This window comes from Streptomyces sp. CAU 1734 (genome assembly GCF_039888735.1).
Classification (GTDB): domain Bacteria; phylum Actinomycetota; class Actinomycetes; order Streptomycetales; family Streptomycetaceae; genus Streptomyces.
The window spans coordinates 671,119-687,826 of sequence record NZ_JBDQQP010000001.1; the positions used below are offsets into that span (position 1 = coordinate 671,119).

The following is a 16,708-nucleotide window of genomic DNA, read 5'->3' on the forward strand; positions in this document are numbered from 1 at the left end:
CGCATTCCCGGGCGGGGTACCTGGCACAGCGGAAGGCGTCAGAAGGCACGCCGGAAGACGTCAGGGACGGGCGTAGCTCCGTGACAGCAGAAGCTTCCCGGTGGACGAGGGAGCGGCACTCGCGCACTCGGCGGCGACCACATATGCCTGTACCCGGTGCCTGTCGCTGCTGTGGGGGAGCACGACCAGATAGGAGTGCTCGCCTTCGTACTGCCCGTCCTCGGAGGCGAGAGGGGCGTCGGTCCGCCCTGTGGCCCGCTGGACACACGGCGGTACATCCGTGGCGCTCTTCAGCTGTGGTGTGGCGCTGTCGCCGCCGAGGACCCTCTTCTTCTCCAGCTCCGCCGCCCGCGGTGATGCCGTGTCGGCCAGCAACTCCTTCACCCGGTGCTTGAGATCGGGGGCGTCGTACTGCGGGACGCTCGACTGGGCCTCCGCCGAGACGTCCAGCGACTTGGTGGCACCGCCATCGCCCCCGAATCCCGGCAGGCCCTGGAAGAACACCACACCGAGTCCGGCGGCGGCCACCCCGATGATTCCCGTGATGACGGCCGAGCGGCGGCGTGCGGAGCGGGTGCGTCCCGGCCCGGTCGTGCCCCGGGAACGTCCGGCGGGCCGGTCGGCCCCGGCGGGATGCCCCGGCTCCCGTCCCGGCCCCTGGCGCGGAACGGTGGGTGATGTTTCACGTGAAACATCAGCTTGTTCGACGGGCGCCGTGGCGTCCAGCAGTGCTTCGGCCGCCAGGGCGGCGTCAATGCGCTCGGCGATGTCCGCCGGCATCCGCGGAGTGCCGGGCAGGGTGCCCAGAAGCCCCCGGATCTCCTCCAGGGACGCCTGGACATCGGCACAGAGTTCGCACTGTTCCAGGTGCTGCCGGAGATCCGCACTCTGTGAGGGCGGGAGCAGTCCTTCGGTGAGATCGGAGATCTCGGAGACATCCGGATGCTGAGTCGTGTCGGCCGTGGATGTCACGTGCGTCCACCTCCGCCCTTCACGGCTGCGGAACCGTTCGGTCCCGCGTTCCCTTGTTCCGGCTCCGGTGGGACGGAATCCCCCGGCGACCGGTTCCTTCCCCCGCTGAGCCTGCTGTTATCCCCGGCGTCACCGCGCAGATGGGTGAGCATGGGGAGCAATCGCGCACGGCCCCGGGCGCAGCGGCTCTTGACCGTTCCGGTCGGCACATCGAGGATCCGGGCGGCTTCCGCCACCGGATAGCCCTGCATGTCCACCAGCACAAGCGCGGCTTTCTGATCGGCGGGGAGTTTGGCCAGCGCGGCCAAGAGCTCGCGGTGCAGATCCTGGCGCTCGGCCGGCGCCTCGGCCGACTCGTGCGGATCGAGGAGCTGTTCCAGACGCTCGGTGTCATTGACGGGCGAGGTCTTCCGCGAGGCCGCCTTGCGGACCCGGTCGAGACAGGCGTTCACCGTGATGCGGTGCAGCCAGGTCGTGACCGCCGACTGCCCGCGGAAGGTGTGGGCGGCCCGGAAGGCGGACACGAGGGCGTCCTGGACCGCGTCGGCGGCCTCCTCGCGGTCCCCGAGGGTTCGCAGGGCGACTGCCCAGAGTCTGTCCCGGTGGCGGCGCACGAGCTCGCCGAAGGCGTTCGGGTCCCCCGTGACATGGCGGTCCAGCAGATCCTGGTCACTTGTGTCGCGGAGTGTCGCGTCGTCCAACGATGAGCCCCTCCCCCGGCCGGCGCGTCAGCTGGTGATCTTGATTTCCGAGACCTTGCCCCGGAAGGTTCCGTCACCCATCGGAGGAAGATCGGTCAGCCAGACCAGAAGGTACCGTGCCCGCAGCGTGTCTCCGGGCTTGAGCGCCACTTTGGTGCCGGAGCCCTCTGCGACCTTGGTGAAACCCGTGAGGGTGGTCGGCCGGCTGTGGGTGTTCTCCGGTGCCGCCCGCAGCTCGACGCCCGTGGTGCCGCCGTGGAAGGAGACATCGACGGTACCGACCTGCTTGACCTCACCGAGATCCAGAATGATCCCGACGCCGGCCTTGAGCCGTCCGAAGTCCGAACTCTTGTACCAGTTGGTGATCCAGGCCGTGCCCGGATCGTCGTCGTAGCTGTTCCTTATCCCGTCGGGCTTCTCCGAGGTGTCGCCACCGGGATCGAAGTCGACGGCGCCGGCGATGGAGACCGGCTCGCCCGCGGCACCGGCCTTGGGCTTGTCGTCGTTCTGCTTCTCGTTCTTCTCGGTTTGGGAGACGCCCGGATCGGTGCCCCCGTTGTTCCTGCGCTCGATCAGCCGGTCCGCGATCTGCCAGCTGCCCAGGCCCAGTGCGGCGATCAGCAGGGCGGCCACACCCCACTTCAGCACGCGGCCGGTACGGGTCTCCAGCGGTGCGGGCGGGATCGGCTGGGTGACCGCCGGACCGGCCAGATGGGGCGGGCGCCCATAGGCGCCCTGCTGGTAGCCGGTGCGCTGATATTCGGGCGGAGAGGTGAACGACTGCTCCGGCGGCCGGATGCGCGGCATCGTCGCGACGGCCTTGGCCAGTTCGTCCGGAGTGGTGCAGGGCAGTTCCTGGCGTGAGGCCGTGGCGCCGTCGTTGACGAGGGCGCGCATGGCGAGCTCGGAGAGCCCGCGGTGAACCCCCGCGCGAACCTGGTCGGGGGGCAGGAGCCCGACACCCTTCGGCAGCCCGGAGAGGCCATAGGCATCGCTGTCGTACGGCCACCGCTGAGTGAGGGCGGCATAGAGCAGGGCACCGATCGCCTCGGTGTCGGTGCGCTGGGGACGGTCGGCGGTGATGCCGCGGAGGGCGGCGTTCACCGCGAGCCCGCGGACGCGGTACTGGCCGGTGGAGGTCCGCAGCACGGCACCGGGGGTGAGCCGCAGATGGGCCAGCCCCTCCCGGTGCGCCGCCGCCATGGCCTGGGAGAGCTGATCGACGAGCTGGTAGGCGTCGTGCGGCTCCAGCGGGCCCATGGCGAGCAGGGTGGTCAGCTCGGTCGCGTCCGGCAGCCACTCGTGAACGACATAGACCAGGTCGTTCTCCTCGACGGCGTCGAGGACCTGGACGAAACGGGGATCGCCGAGCAGGGCGGAGGAACGGGCGGCCGCGAGCACGGAGCGGGCGCGCGGATGGTCGGCCGGCAGGATGTGCACTCCCACGGCACGGCGCAGCTTCTCGTCCACCGCGCGCCAGCTGCTGAAACCGTCCAGACGGGTGATGCACTCCTCGAGACGGTAGCGCTTGGCGAGCTTGTGGCCGCTGTGCAGATCGGGTGTGGACGCCGAGGGGGCGGGCTCGTCGCTCTTCCGCTCGTCATCCGCCTCCGGCGCCGTCCTCGCCGCACTGTCCTCTGATTGAGCCGCTCCGTCGGCCGTGGCCTTGCCCGCCTGCGCGGTCAGCGGTTCGTCTCCGCTGTTGTCGGCCACGTCGACGGCGGCCGTGCTACGTTCCGCCACCGTCGTTCCTGCCTCCCCATCCGTTGCGCATAACCAACAGCCATGCCAATTGTGCCCACAGTCCGCCGCTATGCACGACACACAGCGGTGGACGATGGTTGTGCGGGAGACCGCCCGTCCGGGGTCCCCCCTGCCCGTGGAACGGCGTCGCTGCTGTTCCCGCCCGCCTCATCCGCCGGCAGGCGCCTCCCCGGGCACCGGGAAAACGCCCCCGAACTTCCTTCTGCCCGGAACCCGGCAGCCGATCCGCGCCGTGTCCGGGGCAGCCTCAGCGGCCCAGTCGGCCGCGGACCATGCCGACCATCGAGTTGAGCTCGTCGATGCGCATCCGCTTGGCGGCCACGAAGAAGACGGCGAGCAGCACGATTCCGCCGCCGGCCAGGGCGGCGAGGGAGCCGAGGGCTCCGGTGCCGAGCGCCTTGAGGACGGCGTAGGCCGCCGCGCCGCCGAGCGCCGCGGCGGGCAGGGAGGCCATGCAGAGCCGGGCATAGGTGCGCATGACGTGCGGGCCGTCGAGATTGCCGTCCAGGCGCTTCTTCAGCCGCTTCCAGGCGACACCCACTCCGACCATGTACGCGAGGCCGTAGGAGGCCGCCATGCCCACCACGGCCCAGCGGGCCGGCAGCACCAGGAAGCTCACCGTGGCGGCGGCGGCGTTGACCAGGGCGACGATGACCGTGTTGTAGAACGGGGTCCGGGTGTCCTCATAGGCGTAGAAGCCGCGCAGGACGACGTACTGCACGGAGTACGGGATGAGTCCGAGGCCGAAGGCCATCAGAGTGAATCCGATTCCCCTGGCGCCCTCGCCCGATCCCGCGTAGAGCAGGGTGGCCATGGGGAAGCCGAGGGCGAGGAAGGCGAAGGCGCACGGCACGATCGCGACCGCCGAGGTGCGCAGCCCGTAGGAGATGTCGTCGCGGACCGCGGCGGCGTCGCCGTCGTGGGCCGAGCGCGAGATCCTCGGCAGCACCGCGGTCATGACGGAGATCGTGATGATGGCCTGCGGCATCTGCCACAGCAGCAGGGCGTAGTTGTACGCCGTGATACCGGTGCCGTCGTAGCCGTCCGCGGCGGCCCGGGAGCCGGCCCAGGTGGCCAGCTGGGTGACGACGATCATGCCGAGCTGGTTGGCGAGGACGAAGAAGAACGTCCACTTGGCCAGGCCCAGCGCCTTGCCCAGCCCCTGGCCCTTCCAGTCGAAGCGCAGCCGCATCTTGAAGCCGGCCTCCCGCAGATACGGGAGCATGGCCAGCGCCTGGACCGCGAGTCCGAGCAGGGTGCCGATGCCGAGCAGCCGGACGCCCTCGGGGGTGATGGTGGAGGCGTTCACCCCGGTCTCGGTGAATCCGCCGAACGCCCAGATGAAGGCGGCGAACGTCACGATGACCACGACGTTGTTGAGGACGGGGGTCCACATCATCGCGCCGAAGTGGCCGCGGGCGTTGAGGATCTGCCCGAGCACCACATGCACACCCATGAAGAAGAGGGTGGGCAGGCAGTAGCGCGCGAAGGTGACCGCCACCTCCAGCTTCTGCGGATCGGACGCGATCGGGTCGGAGAGCATCCGGATCAGCAGCGGGGCGGCCAGCACACAGACCGTGGTGACGCCCGCGAGCATGACCACGACCAGGGTCAGCAGCCGGTTGGCGTAGGCCTCGCCGCCGTCGTCGTCGTTCTTCATCGCCCGGACGAGCTGGGGAATGAAGACCGCGTTGAGCGCGCCGCCGCCGACCAGTACGTAGATCATCGTCGGCAGGACATTGGCGACCTGGTAGATGTCATTGAGGGTGGCGACACCGATGGCCGAGGCCATCACCAGTGTCCGCAGGAAGCCGGTCACCCGCGAGACGATCGTGCCCGCCGCCATCACGGCGCTGGACTTCAGCAGGCCGGAGGCCCGTCCGCCGGAGCTCTTGGGAGGCGGCGGGGCGGGCAGCGGCTCGGGCGCCGGGGCCGGCGGGGGCACCGTCTGGCCGGTGCTCTGCTGCTGGTCGCGGAAGAGATGGGCGAAGGCGTCCGGTTCCTGCTCCGGCTCGCTCGCCCGGGTGACCAGGTCGTCCACTCCGGTGTACTGCGTGGTGCGGGCGTCGTCGCCGTACGGCAGATGGCGCGAGGGACCCGAAGGCTCGGGGGGCGGTGTCTGCGCCCAGACCCGAGGGTCCGGGGCGTACTGCGCCGCGGGCGGCTGCTGGTAGAGCGCCTGCGGCTCCTGGTAGGTGCCGGGCGGGGGCGGCGGGTGCGCGGCCCGGTCGTAGAGCGCCTCGCCCACCGGATCCTGGGCCGAGAGGTCCTGAGCCTGGTAGGGATCGGGCGCGTAGGCGTCCTGGACATAGGGATCGTGCGCGTACGGATCGGGAACCCGGGGGTCCTGGCCGTACGGGTGCTGAACGCGAGGGTCCTGTTCGTATGCGTGCTGGGCATACGGGTCGGGCGCGGCGGGGTCGGGATGCGGTGGAACCTGCTCAGGGTCCACGCCCGCGCCCTGACCGCGGTCACCGTCGTACGGCGCGTTCATTGCTACCCCACCTCATCGTCCCCGGCCGGCCGGCCACGACATCGCTCAACGGTCCACTTTCTCACCCGGGCCCGAAGGCTTGCCGCTTTCCGGTCCGGTGTCCGGTGTCGGGTCACTCGGCTGCCCGTGATCGGGGCTCTCGATGTCACCCTCGGGCCGCTCGGCGCCGTCCGGTGAGGTGTTCTCGCCGTCCCCGCCGCCGGCCTCCGGGCCCGCGCCGGGGTTCCCGGCGTCCGCCACTGCCCCGTCCTGCCCCCCGGCCCGCGCCGCCGCCTCCCGGGCAGCGGCCCGCTTGCGCTGGGTGTACATGCGGATACCCGCGAGAACCAGCAGCAGGACACCGCCCGCCAGGACGAGCATCACGGTCGGGGTGATCTCCGAGACCTTCACCGTGAACTGCATCTTCTCGCCGTACGGCTCGTTGTCCTCGGTGTACAGCTGGGCCGTCATCTGCACCTGGCCGTTCACATGGGCCAGGGCGTTGAACTTCACCGACTGGCTGTGTCCGCCCTTGACGCTGATCGGCTGCTCCGCGGTGCCCTCGCCGTCGCCGCCGACGCTGAGCCGGGCCCCGTTGTCGGAGCTGAGCCGCAGGACCAGCCGGTCGACTCCCTGGACCAGCCGGTTCTGCACCGTGACCGGGATCGTCGCGCTCCGCCCCGAGAGGGTGATCTGCGACTTCTGGATCAGCTGGACTTCCTCGGTGAGCGTCTGGAGGTTGTTCCGCACGCCCACCCGGTACAGCTGGGCACCGGACGGGTTTCCCCGCCAGGAGGTGGACATCTCCCGGTCGATCGCCCGGCCGAAGGGTGTCTCCACCCGGTCCATCTGCGTCAGGATCTCCGTGAACCTGTCCAGGTCGTTCTGTGTCTTCTGGCTGTCCTCGAAGGCCCGGACCGGCAGCTCCTGCTTGCGCAGCCGCTCGGGGTAGCGGGAGGCCGGCGGCACCTTCGTGGTCGCGTTGGGGTCGGGCTTGACCGCCGCGGCCGTGACCAGATCCATGGGCTGAGTCCAGCTCTGCGGCTCCAGCGCCTCCAGTGCGCGGGCCATGGACTGCGCCTGCGACACGGTCGGCATCCGCTGCGGGGCGACGACGATGCTCCGGAGCTGATCCGTGTCCTGAAGTGTCAGTGCCAGGGTCTGGGCGATGAACTCCTGAACCGCGCGGGTCGAGGAGCTGCTGTCGACCATGTTGCCCTGGAACGCCTTGGAGAGCCGGGAATCGGAGACCACCGCGGTCGTCCCGCCGCCGATCGGCCGGGCCGCGCTCGCCGTGTAGCCCAGGTTGTCCCGCAGGCTGTCGCCGCGGGTGATCACCTTGTCCGCGCCGGCCGAGGTGGCGACATCCACGATCGAGGAGTCGATCGCCCCGTCCACGGGCCAGGCGAAGTCGGTGTACGGCTTCTCGTGGAGGACCGTTTCCACGGTCGACTCGGCCGCCTCGGTGGCCTGCTGAAGACGGCTGAGCGAGCCGGAGACATCCTTGCCGCGGTGCGCCAGCGAGGCCAGATCCGGATCCGCAAACGGCAGTGCGACCACCGTGTCACCCCGGACCGCGGTCTCCAGCGCGCTGAGCCACTCCTTGGCCACATCCTGGTTTCTGCCCGGGACGGTTCTGTCACCGTCCTTGACCTGGTACTTCTCCGTCATCGCATCGACGGTCGCCAGCAGGTCCGGGTCCATGACCCAGGTGACCGGAAGATCGCGGCCCAGGGAGACCAGCTGCCCCAGTCTGCCCTCGGGGGCCAGCTCCGCGGCCAGGGTCTCGTCCTCCAGGACCGGGGTCTGCTCCTCGTCCGATCCGGTCTCCGAGGTGACATGGGTCGAGGAGATCAGCGGCCACAGATAGGTGATCCGGGTCTTCTTCTCCAGCTCCTCGGGCTGCCAGGGAAGGAAGGTCCGCCCCATGCCGAGCACCTGATCGAACTGCGAACCCGAGGGCTGTCCGGTCAGTCCCACACCGAGCTGGTAAACGCCGTTCTCGCCGAGTTCGAGATCATCGACGGGGACGGTGAAGGAGAAGTCCCGGCTGATGCCGGGGAGCAGCTTCGGCAGCTTCTCCGTGTGCTTGTCGCCGATGGGCGATCCGTCGGCGGCCGGGTTGTACCCGGTGCGCTCGCCGGCGCTGTCGATGGCGGTTCTGCCGACCAGCCGGGGGCTCACATACAGATCGATCTCCGCCGAGCCGATCGCGCGCTTGCCCCGGTTGGTCACCGTGCCCGAGACGGTGAGTGTGTCGCCCTCACCGGGCGCGGCGGGGGAGACCGTGTCGAGCGCCACATCCACCGTGCGGGAGCCCGAGCGCTCCTTCTCCGCGCCCGGTGCCGCCGAGGCCGCGGGAATACCCAGCAATCCCGCCAGAAGCGGCACGCCTACGGCGGCCGAGGCGGTACGGCGCAGCCACCGGCGTGCGGGAGAGGAAGGCGTCCCCTGGAAAAATGCCGCCTTGGCCACGCGCACGTCCGTCCCTCGTCGTCTGATGCCGCTGGTCGCTGTCGCTCATTGCGTCCACGCATGGTAACGAGGTGCGCTGTGCCGAAGTGCCGCGGACCGGCCCGCAAGATCACGAAGCGGCTTCGGTCCGGAAGGGGACCTGGGAGGATTCCGCGCCCCGTCGCCCCGGGCGGGACGGAAAAAAGAACGACATCAGGGCCGCCGTGTGCACGTACCCTTTTCTGTTGTGCCGAACGCCAATGAAGACACCCCCACCGCACTGAGCCAGGTGCAACGCCGCGCAGTGACGGAACTACTCCGTGTAGCACCCGTCGCCGACGATCTCGCCCTCCGCTTCCGGGCGGGCGGGTTCAGCCTCGCCCTGGTCGGCGGCTCGGTCCGCGATGCCCTGCTCGGCCGGCTCGGCAATGATCTGGACTTCACCACGGACGCCCTCCCGGAACAGGTGCTCAAGATCGTCCGCCCCTGGGCGGACTCGGTCTGGGATGTGGGCATCGCCTTCGGCACGGTCGGCGCCCAGAAGGACGGCTACCAGATCGAGATCACGACCTACCGCTCGGAAGCCTACGACCGGACCTCCCGCAAGCCCGAGGTGTCCTACGGCGACTCGATCGAGGAAGATCTCGTCCGCCGCGACTTCACGGTGAACGCCATGGCGGTCGCGCTCCCCGAGAAGGAGTTCATCGATCCGCACCACGGCCTGGAGGATCTGGCCGCCCGTGTGCTGCGGACCCCCGGCACCCCGGAGGACTCCTTCTCCGACGACCCTCTGCGGATGATGCGGGCCGCGCGGTTCGCGGCACAGCTGGACTTCGCGGTGGCACCCGAGGTGGTCGCCGCCATGAAGGACATGGCGGGGCGGATCGAGATCGTCTCCGCCGAGCGGGTGCGCGATGAGCTGAACAAGCTGATCCTCTCGGCCGGCCCCCGCACGGGACTGGCCCTGCTGGTCGACACCGGTCTTGCCGAGCATGTGCTGCCGGAGCTGCCCGCTCTGCGCCTGGAGAGCGATGAGCACCACCGGCACAAGGATGTCTATGAGCACTCCCTGACCGTGCTGGAACAGGCGATCGATCTGGAGGAGGACGGGCCGGACCTGGTACTGCGGCTTGCCGCGCTGCTCCACGACATCGGCAAGCCGAGGACGCGGCGGTTCGAGAAGGACGGCGGGGTCTCCTTCCACCACCACGAAGTGGTGGGCGCGAAGATGACCAAGAAGCGGATGACCGCCCTCAAGTACTCCAATGAGCTGGTCAGGGATGTCTCCCGGCTGGTGGAGCTCCACCTGCGGTTCCACGGTTACGGCACTGGGGAATGGACCGACTCGGCGGTGCGCCGCTATGTGCGGGACGCCGGACCGCTGCTGACCCGGCTCCACAAGCTCACCCGCTCGGACTGCACCACCCGGAACAAGCGGAAGGCGAATGCGCTCTCCCGGGCCTATGACGGTCTGGAGGTGCGGATCGCTCAGCTCCAGGAGCAGGAGGAGCTGGACGCCATCCGGCCCGACCTCAATGGCAATGAGATCCAGCAGATCCTGGAAGTCGGCCCCGGACCTGTGATCGGTCGGGCGTACGCCTTCCTGCTGGAGCTGCGTCTGGAGAACGGCCCCATGGAGCGCGAGGCGGCCGTCGCCGCGCTCAAGGATTGGTGGGCCGCGCAGGACTGAGCGGGGAAGCGGTCATGTTTCACGTGAAACATGACCGCGCGGGGGCGCTGACCCGGTCCCTGTAGGAGGAGAAGGGGGCGCTGTTTCACGTGAAACATCGCCCCCTTCGTCGTTGGACCGCACTACGAGAGCGCTGAGTGCCGGTCCCGCGCTCAGCGCACCGCGCTCATCCGGCTCCACCGCGCCATCGTCAGGGCGATTCCCGCATAGATCAGTGCGACCAGGACGACCAGCTGCACCGACCGGCCGTCGGGCGGCAGTATCAGCGCCGCGACCGCCGCCGCTCCGACGAACGCGACATTGAAGAGCACGTCGTAGAGCGAGAAGATCCGCCCCCGATAGGCGTCGTCCACCGATGTCTGCACCACGGTGTCCGTGGTGATCTTCGATCCCTGGGTGATGAAGCCCAGTACGAAGGCGGCGATGAGTATGGGCACCTGAGTGAACGGCAGCCCGAGTGCCGGCTCCAGTACCGCCGCCGCGCCGGCGCAGACCACCAGCCAGCCGTACCGGCCGAACCGTCCGATGGCCCAGGGAGTCACCACAGCCGCCGCGAAGAATCCGGCTCCGGAGACGGCGACGGCGACGCCCAGCACGGCGAGGCCATCCTGCTCGTTCTCGTACCAGGCGTAGCGGCAGAGCATCAGGACCATCACCGTCAGCGCGCCGTAGTTGAACCGCATCAGGGTCATCGCGGCCAGTACCCGCGCCGCCGACGGACGGTCCCGAAGATGCCGCAGACCGTCGGCGAGGCCGTGTGCGGTGGAGGCGACAGCGGCTGCCAGCCGGGGCCGCTCCCCCTCGATGTCGGGCCCCAGCAGCCGGCGGCCCATCCGGAGGGAGGCCAGCGCCGAGCAGAGATAGAGCGCCGCACCGAGCAGGACGACCGCGGCGTCGGAGTCCTCCGACACGAGGCGTACGGCGAAGGCCAGCCCTCCGCCCGCGGTCGCGGCCAGGGTGCCGGCCGTCGGGGAGATCGAGTTCGCCAGGACCAGCCGTTCCTCGTCGACGACCCGGGGCAGCGCGGCGGAGAGACCGGCGAGTACGAAACGGTTGACCGCGGTGACGGAGAGAGCCGAGACATAGAAGAGCCAGTCGGGCACGGAGGCGAGAATCAGCAGAGCGGTGCCGACCGCCAGCACCGCCCGCAGCAGGTTGCCGAAGAGAAACACCTGGCGCCGCTGCCAGCGGTCGAGCAGAACGCCCGCGAAGGGGCCGACGAGGGAGTACGGCAGCAGAAGTACGGCCATGGCCGAGGCGATGGCCGCCGGCGAGGTTTGTTTCTCCGGGGAGAAGACCACATACGTGGCGAGCGCGACCTGATAGACGCCATCGGCGGCCTGCGAGAGCAGACGCACGGTCAGCAGTCGGCGGAAGTCGGTCAGGCGCAGGAGTACGCGCAGATCACGTACGACGGACATGTGATCAACCCTCACATACGCGGAGGGTCCCCGGGCACATTGCCCGGGGACCCTCCGACGGTCGGACGGCCGCACCCGCGGTCCCGAATGGTGTCCGGGAGCCCAGGTGTCGTCCGAGTACTAGCGCTCGACCTCGCCGGCGATGAACTTCTCGACGTTCTCGCGGGCCTCGTCGTCGAAGTACTGCACCGGCGGGGACTTCATGAAGTACGAGGACGCGGAGAGGATCGGGCCGCCGATGCCGCGGTCCTTGGCGATCTTCGCGGCGCGCACCGCGTCGATGATGACACCCGCGGAGTTCGGGGAGTCCCAGACCTCCAGCTTGTACTCCAGGTTCAGCGGGACATCGCCGAAGGCACGGCCCTCGAGGCGCACATACGCCCACTTGCGGTCGTCCAGCCAGGCCACGTAGTCCGACGGGCCGATGTGGACATTGTCCTCGCCCAGCTCGCGGTCACGGATCTGCGAGGTGACGGCCTGCGTCTTGGAGATCTTCTTCGACTCCAGACGCTCCCGCTCCAGCATGTTCTTGAAGTCCATGTTGCCGCCGACGTTCAGCTGCATCGTGCGGTCCAGGATGACGCCCCGGTCCTCGAAGAGCTTCGCCATGACCCGGTGCGTGATGGTGGCGCCGACCTGGGACTTGATGTCGTCACCGACGATCGGGACGCCCGCCTCGGTGAACTTGTCCGCCCACTCCTTGGTGCCGGCGATGAAGACCGGGAGCGCGTTGACGAAGCCGACCTTGGCGTCGATGGCGCACTGGGCGTAGAACTTCGCCGCGTCCTCGGAACCCACGGGCAGGTAGCAGACCAGAACGTCGACCTGCTTGTCCTTGAGGACCTGGACGATGTCGACCGGGGCCGCGTCGGACTCCTCGATGGTCTGGCGGTAGTACTTGCCCAGACCGTCCAGGGTGTGGCCGCGCTGCACGGTGACGCCGCTGTTCGGCACATCGCAGATCTTGATGGTGTTGTTCTCGCTGGCGCCGATGGCGTCCGCCAGGTCGAGGCCGACCTTCTTGGCGTCCACATCGAAGGCGGCCACGAACTCGACGTCCTTGACGTGGTACTCGCCGAACTGGACGTGCATGAGACCCGGCACCTTGCCGGCCGGGTCGGCGTCCTTGTAGTACTCGACGCCCTGCACCAGTGAGGCGGCGCAGTTGCCCACGCCGACAATGGCTACGCGAACCGAACCCATTCCGGTTGCTCCCTGTGTGTTCTCAGTATTCCGGATGAAACCCTGCCGAACGCGGGGCTTCAGTTGGTGGTGTCGCCGGACGGATCCGGCGGGGTGGCGGTGCCGGGGGAGGTGCCCCCGGTGGACTCGCCATTCCCGTACCGGGGCAGGCCGCCCGTCGATCCAGATGTGTTGTCCTGCTGAGCGGAGCCGTCGGTGGAGGGCCTTCGCCGGTCCCGTCCCGCCCGCTCGCTCTCGATGAGCTCGTTCAGCCAGCGCACCTCGCGCTCCACGGACTCCATGCCGTGGCGCTGAAGCTCAAGGGTGTAGTCGTCGAGGCGCTCGCGGGTGCGGGCCAGTGAGGCCCGCATCTTCTCCAGGCGCTCCTCCAGCCGGCTGCGCCGGCCTTCGAGCACCCGCATCCGCACCTCTCGCTCCGTCTGTCCGAAGAAGGCGAACCGGGCGGCGAAGTGCTCGTCCTCCCAGCTGTCCGGACCGGTATGGGAGAGCAACTCCTCGAAGTGTTCTTTTCCTTCTGCCGTCAACCGATAGACGATCTTGGCCCGGCGCCCCGCGAGCGATGCGGCGATGGCGTCCTCGGGAGCGCTTCCCGGCTCCTCGATCAACCAGCCGTTGGCGACCAGCGTCTTGAGGCAGGGGTAGAGGGTCCCGTAACTGAAGGCCCGGAAGATTCCGAGCGAGGTATTGAGCCGTTTCCGCAGCTCATACCCATGCATCGGGGCTTCACGGAGCAGGCCGAGCACGGCGAACTCAAGGATGCCGGAGCGCCTGCTCACCGCTGCCCTCCTCCGCCGTCCCGACCGGTTATGTCGTGCTGATGTATCGAGTCGATACATCAGCACGATAGGGCTGTGGGGGTCCTGCGACAAGGGGGGTCAAGGTGAACGGCGTCACATCATCAATTCATGGTGAGCAACTTGCCTGTTTTGGGATGAACTTCGGAGCTAGGTGAGTTTTGACCGTGCGTAGTCTGTGCGGATGCAGACCGCCGGGAACCATGTGACGCCTTCATACGTCATCGCCGTGGATGCAGAGCGGATGAGACCTTTGCGGGGCTCGTCCGTATCCATTTCGGGGGGACCGGAACACAACTGCCGCTTCCAGGCGTCTCGCCTGCCCGAGGAGTAGTCGTTCGATGAGCGAGCACCGTCGCAAACCGCCACAGCCCCAGAGTGGTGGACGTGCGGCCGCCCGGCGCGCCGCACCGCAGCCATCCGGCCGCCGTGCGGTCCCGCCGCGGGGCGGGCACGAATCCGCCGCCGCACCCGAAGAGGGGCGGTCCTACGGGGGCCGTGCCGAAGCCCGCCGAGCCGCGCAGCGCGGTGCCGGCCGCCGCCGCATGGACAGCGGCGGCGGAGGCCATGGCGGCCGCGGTGGTGGCCGCCGCGGTGGCGGCGGGGATTTCGGGGAGCACGAGGACGGGCCCGGCAAGAAGCGGCTGATCGACTATCCGCGCCGGGGCAAGCGCGGCTTTCGCCGGTGGACCCCGTCGTGGAAGCTCACGACCGGGCTCGGCCTGGCCTTCGTCGGCAGTCTGATGGCGGCGGCGACCGTCGCGTACGCCTGGGTGGAGGTCCCCGACGAGGACAAGTTCGCCACCGCGCAGAACAATGTCTACCTCTGGGACGACGGCACCCAGATGGCCGCGACCGGTGGCGAGGTCAACCGCCAGAACATCGACTACGCGAACATCCCGGCTGTGATGCGCAACGCCGTGATCTCCGCCGAGAACAAGACCTTCTGGGACGACTCGGGCATCGACCCGAGGGGCATCACCAGGGCCTTCGTGAACATGGCCAAGGGGCAGGAGACCCAGGGCGGTTCCACCATCACCCAGCAGTATGTGAAGAACGCGCTGATCAACGATCAGTCACAGACAGTGAGCCGTAAGTTCAAAGAGCTGTTCATCTCCATCAAAATCGATGGAAACATCGACAAGCGCGAGATCCTGTCCGGCTATCTGAACTCCTCTTTCTTCGGCCGGAGCTCCTATGGACTCCAGGCCGCGTCCCGTACGTACTACAACAAGGACGCCAAGGACCTCGACGCCAGCGAGGCCGCCTTCCTCACCGCGCTGCTCAAGGGGCCGACCTACTTCGACCCGGCCGGCGGCACGGACGCCGACCCTGCCGCGACCCCCAAGGCCAACCGGGCGAACGCGGAGGAGCGCTGGCGCTGGATCCTCAACGAGATGGTCGACGACGGATATCTGCCCGCCGCCAAGCGGGACGGCTTCCTCGCGAAAGGCTTCCCCGAGCCCCAGCCGCTGAGGAAGAACGCCCAGCTCGGCGGCCAGATCGGCTATCTGGTCGACCTTGCCAAGGCCAACTTCCTCGCCAAGAACAAAGAGGGCATCGACACCAAGCAGCTCGCCCAGGGCGGCTATGTGATCAAGACGACCTTCAACAGGGACAAGGTCAACAAGCTCGAGGACGCTGTCCAGGACGTCTACAAGCGCAACATCGACGAGAAGAAGCGCCCGGAAACCGACAAGCACGTGCAGTTCGGCGGCGCCTCGGTGGATCCCGGGACCGGGGCGATCGTCGCGGTGTACGGAGGCGAGGACGCCACCAAGCACTTCATCAACAACGCCAATGAGACCGGTGCCCAGGTCGGGTCGACCTTCAAGCCCTTCGTCCTGGCCGCGGCGATGCGGGACGGGGTCCGCGACCCCAAGCTCGGCCCCGTCCAGTCGCTGGAAGAGCGCACCCTCCTCGACCCCGACAAAGCCATGTACAACGGCGAGAACGACCTCAAGATCAAGCGGTACAACGGCGAGATCTGGCGGAACGAGGAGGGGAAGGAGTGGCTGCAGCGCAATGACAACAAGAACTCGTACGACGACATGACCCTGCGGGAGGCCATGATCGTCTCCGCGAACTCCCCCTTCGTGCAGCTGGGCATGGACATCGGCATCCCCGAGGTCCGCAAGGCGGCCATCGACTCCGGTCTGCTGGAGGGCTCGCTCGACAAGTCCGATGTGCCGTCGTTCTCCATCGGCATCTCCCACCCCAGTGCCATCCGGATGGCCGGCGCGTACGCCACCTTCGCGTCCAGTGGTGAGCAGCGCGAGCCGTTCTCGGTCAGCGAGGTGAAGCGGGGCGGCAAGCAGATCTACCGGCACGAGGCCACTTCGTCCCGGGCCTTCTCCGCACAGATCGCCGACAATGTGACCGATGTGCTGCGGGATGTCGTCGACGACCCCCAGGGCACCGGCAAGAACGCCCGCATCCCCAACCGCCAGGTCGCCGGCAAGACCGGCACCACCGACGGAAACAAGTCGGCCTGGTTCGTCGGCTACACCCCGCAGCTGTCGACCGCCATCGACATGTTCCGGTTGGACGACGACGAGAGCAACAAGAACCGCTCCTTCCTGAAGATGTTCGGCACCGGCGGCAAGGCCAAGATCCACGGTTCGTCGTTCCCGTCCGAGATCTGGCAGAAGTACATGTCGGATGCGCTCAAGGGCGCCCCGGTGGAGAAGTTCCCGAAGCCGGAGCCGATCGGCGAGGCGTTCTGGGGCGGCGGCGCCGAGAGCCCGGAGCCGACCCCGACCAAGGAGGCCGAGGAGAGCCCGTCCGAGGAGCCGGAGGAGAGCCCGTCCACGGAGGCTCCGTCCGAGAGCCCGTCCGAGAGCCCCTCCGAGTCCTGCAACCCGTGGGAGGACTGGTCCTGCGGCGATCCGGGCGGCTCCGACGGCGGGCAGCCCGGCACGGGGGGCCCCAGCCAGTCCCCCTCCACCCGGCCCCCGGGCACCAGCAACGGCGGAAACGCCAACGGCGGCAATGCGAACGGCGGCAATGCCAATGGAGGCAACGCCAACGGTGGCAACGCGAACGGCGGTGACGAGGGGGCCGACGGCTCCGGAGGCTTCTTCGGGGGCTCCGGGGGCTCCGGGGGCTAGCGCCCCGGCCTCTCCCGGGTCCCCTGCCCGGAGCACGGGACCCGGGGAATCCACCGCTCTGTGAGGGCCGCCGATTCCGGCGGTCACGGTACGCGCACGACGCGCATTCCGTGGCCACCGGAATCG

At 68.8% G+C, this 16,708-nt stretch carries 10 protein-coding genes; 2 read left to right on the forward strand and 8 right to left on the reverse strand.

The window, feature by feature from the left end; all coding sequences use genetic code 11:
* Window positions 1–60 precede the first annotated feature (60 nt).
* From AAFN69_RS02805 to AAFN69_RS02825, 5 genes are all read right to left on the reverse strand, one after another.
* Window positions 61–972 (reverse strand): hypothetical protein, encoded by a 912-nt coding sequence (locus AAFN69_RS02805; RefSeq protein ID WP_347726590.1) that lies wholly within the window; start codon window positions 970–972, stop codon window positions 61–63.
* Window positions 969–1,673 carry an RNA polymerase sigma factor SigM gene (gene sigM / locus AAFN69_RS02810; protein WP_347726591.1) on the reverse strand — a complete coding sequence of 235 codons (705 nt, stop codon included), beginning with the start codon at window positions 1,671–1,673 and terminating at the stop codon, window positions 969–971. The genes AAFN69_RS02805 and sigM overlap by 4 nt, the downstream gene beginning before the upstream one ends.
* Before the next feature lie 27 nt (window positions 1,674–1,700).
* Window positions 1,701–3,416 (reverse strand): protein kinase family protein, encoded by a 1,716-nt coding sequence (locus tag AAFN69_RS02815; RefSeq protein WP_347726592.1) that lies wholly within the window; start codon window positions 3,414–3,416, stop codon window positions 1,701–1,703.
* 268 nt (window positions 3,417–3,684) lie between these two features.
* Complete coding sequence (murJ, locus tag AAFN69_RS02820) at window positions 3,685–5,931, reverse strand: murein biosynthesis integral membrane protein MurJ (protein WP_347726593.1); 2,247 nt, start codon at window positions 5,929–5,931, stop codon at window positions 3,685–3,687.
* A 45-nt stretch (window positions 5,932–5,976) separates the two neighbouring features.
* Window positions 5,977–8,385 carry a DUF6049 family protein gene (locus AAFN69_RS02825; RefSeq protein WP_347726594.1) on the reverse strand — a complete coding sequence of 803 codons (2,409 nt, stop codon included), beginning with the start codon at window positions 8,383–8,385 and terminating at the stop codon, window positions 5,977–5,979.
* Window positions 8,386–8,611: 226 nt separating this feature from the next.
* Between AAFN69_RS02825 and AAFN69_RS02830 the strand changes: the two genes are divergently transcribed.
* Window positions 8,612–10,054 (forward strand): CCA tRNA nucleotidyltransferase, encoded by a 1,443-nt coding sequence (locus AAFN69_RS02830; protein ID WP_347726595.1) that lies wholly within the window; start codon window positions 8,612–8,614, stop codon window positions 10,052–10,054.
* A gap of 152 nt (window positions 10,055–10,206) precedes the next feature.
* Here the strand turns inward: AAFN69_RS02830 and AAFN69_RS02835 are convergent, their stop codons facing one another.
* The 3 genes from AAFN69_RS02835 to AAFN69_RS02845 all read right to left on the reverse strand — a co-directional run bounded on the left by AAFN69_RS02835 (window position 10,207) and on the right by AAFN69_RS02845 (window position 13,454).
* Entirely contained in the window at window positions 10,207–11,475 is a 1,269-nt protein-coding gene (locus AAFN69_RS02835) for an MFS transporter (protein WP_347726596.1), read from the reverse strand.
* 120 nt (window positions 11,476–11,595) lie between these two features.
* On the reverse strand, window positions 11,596–12,678 hold the full coding sequence (locus AAFN69_RS02840; RefSeq protein ID WP_347726597.1) for an inositol-3-phosphate synthase: 1,083 nt from the start codon (window positions 12,676–12,678) through the stop codon (window positions 11,596–11,598).
* Between the two features lie 59 nt (window positions 12,679–12,737).
* Window positions 12,738–13,454 (reverse strand): helix-turn-helix transcriptional regulator, encoded by a 717-nt coding sequence (locus AAFN69_RS02845; RefSeq protein WP_347726598.1) that lies wholly within the window; start codon window positions 13,452–13,454, stop codon window positions 12,738–12,740.
* A 359-nt stretch (window positions 13,455–13,813) separates the two neighbouring features.
* Here AAFN69_RS02845 and AAFN69_RS02850 point away from each other — a divergent pair, with 359 nt between their 5' ends.
* The gene (locus AAFN69_RS02850; protein WP_347726599.1) at window positions 13,814–16,582 is read left to right on the forward strand and encodes a transglycosylase domain-containing protein; all 2,769 of its coding nucleotides are present in this window, start codon (window positions 13,814–13,816) and stop codon (window positions 16,580–16,582) included.
* The last annotated feature ends 126 nt before the right edge of the window (window positions 16,583–16,708 follow it).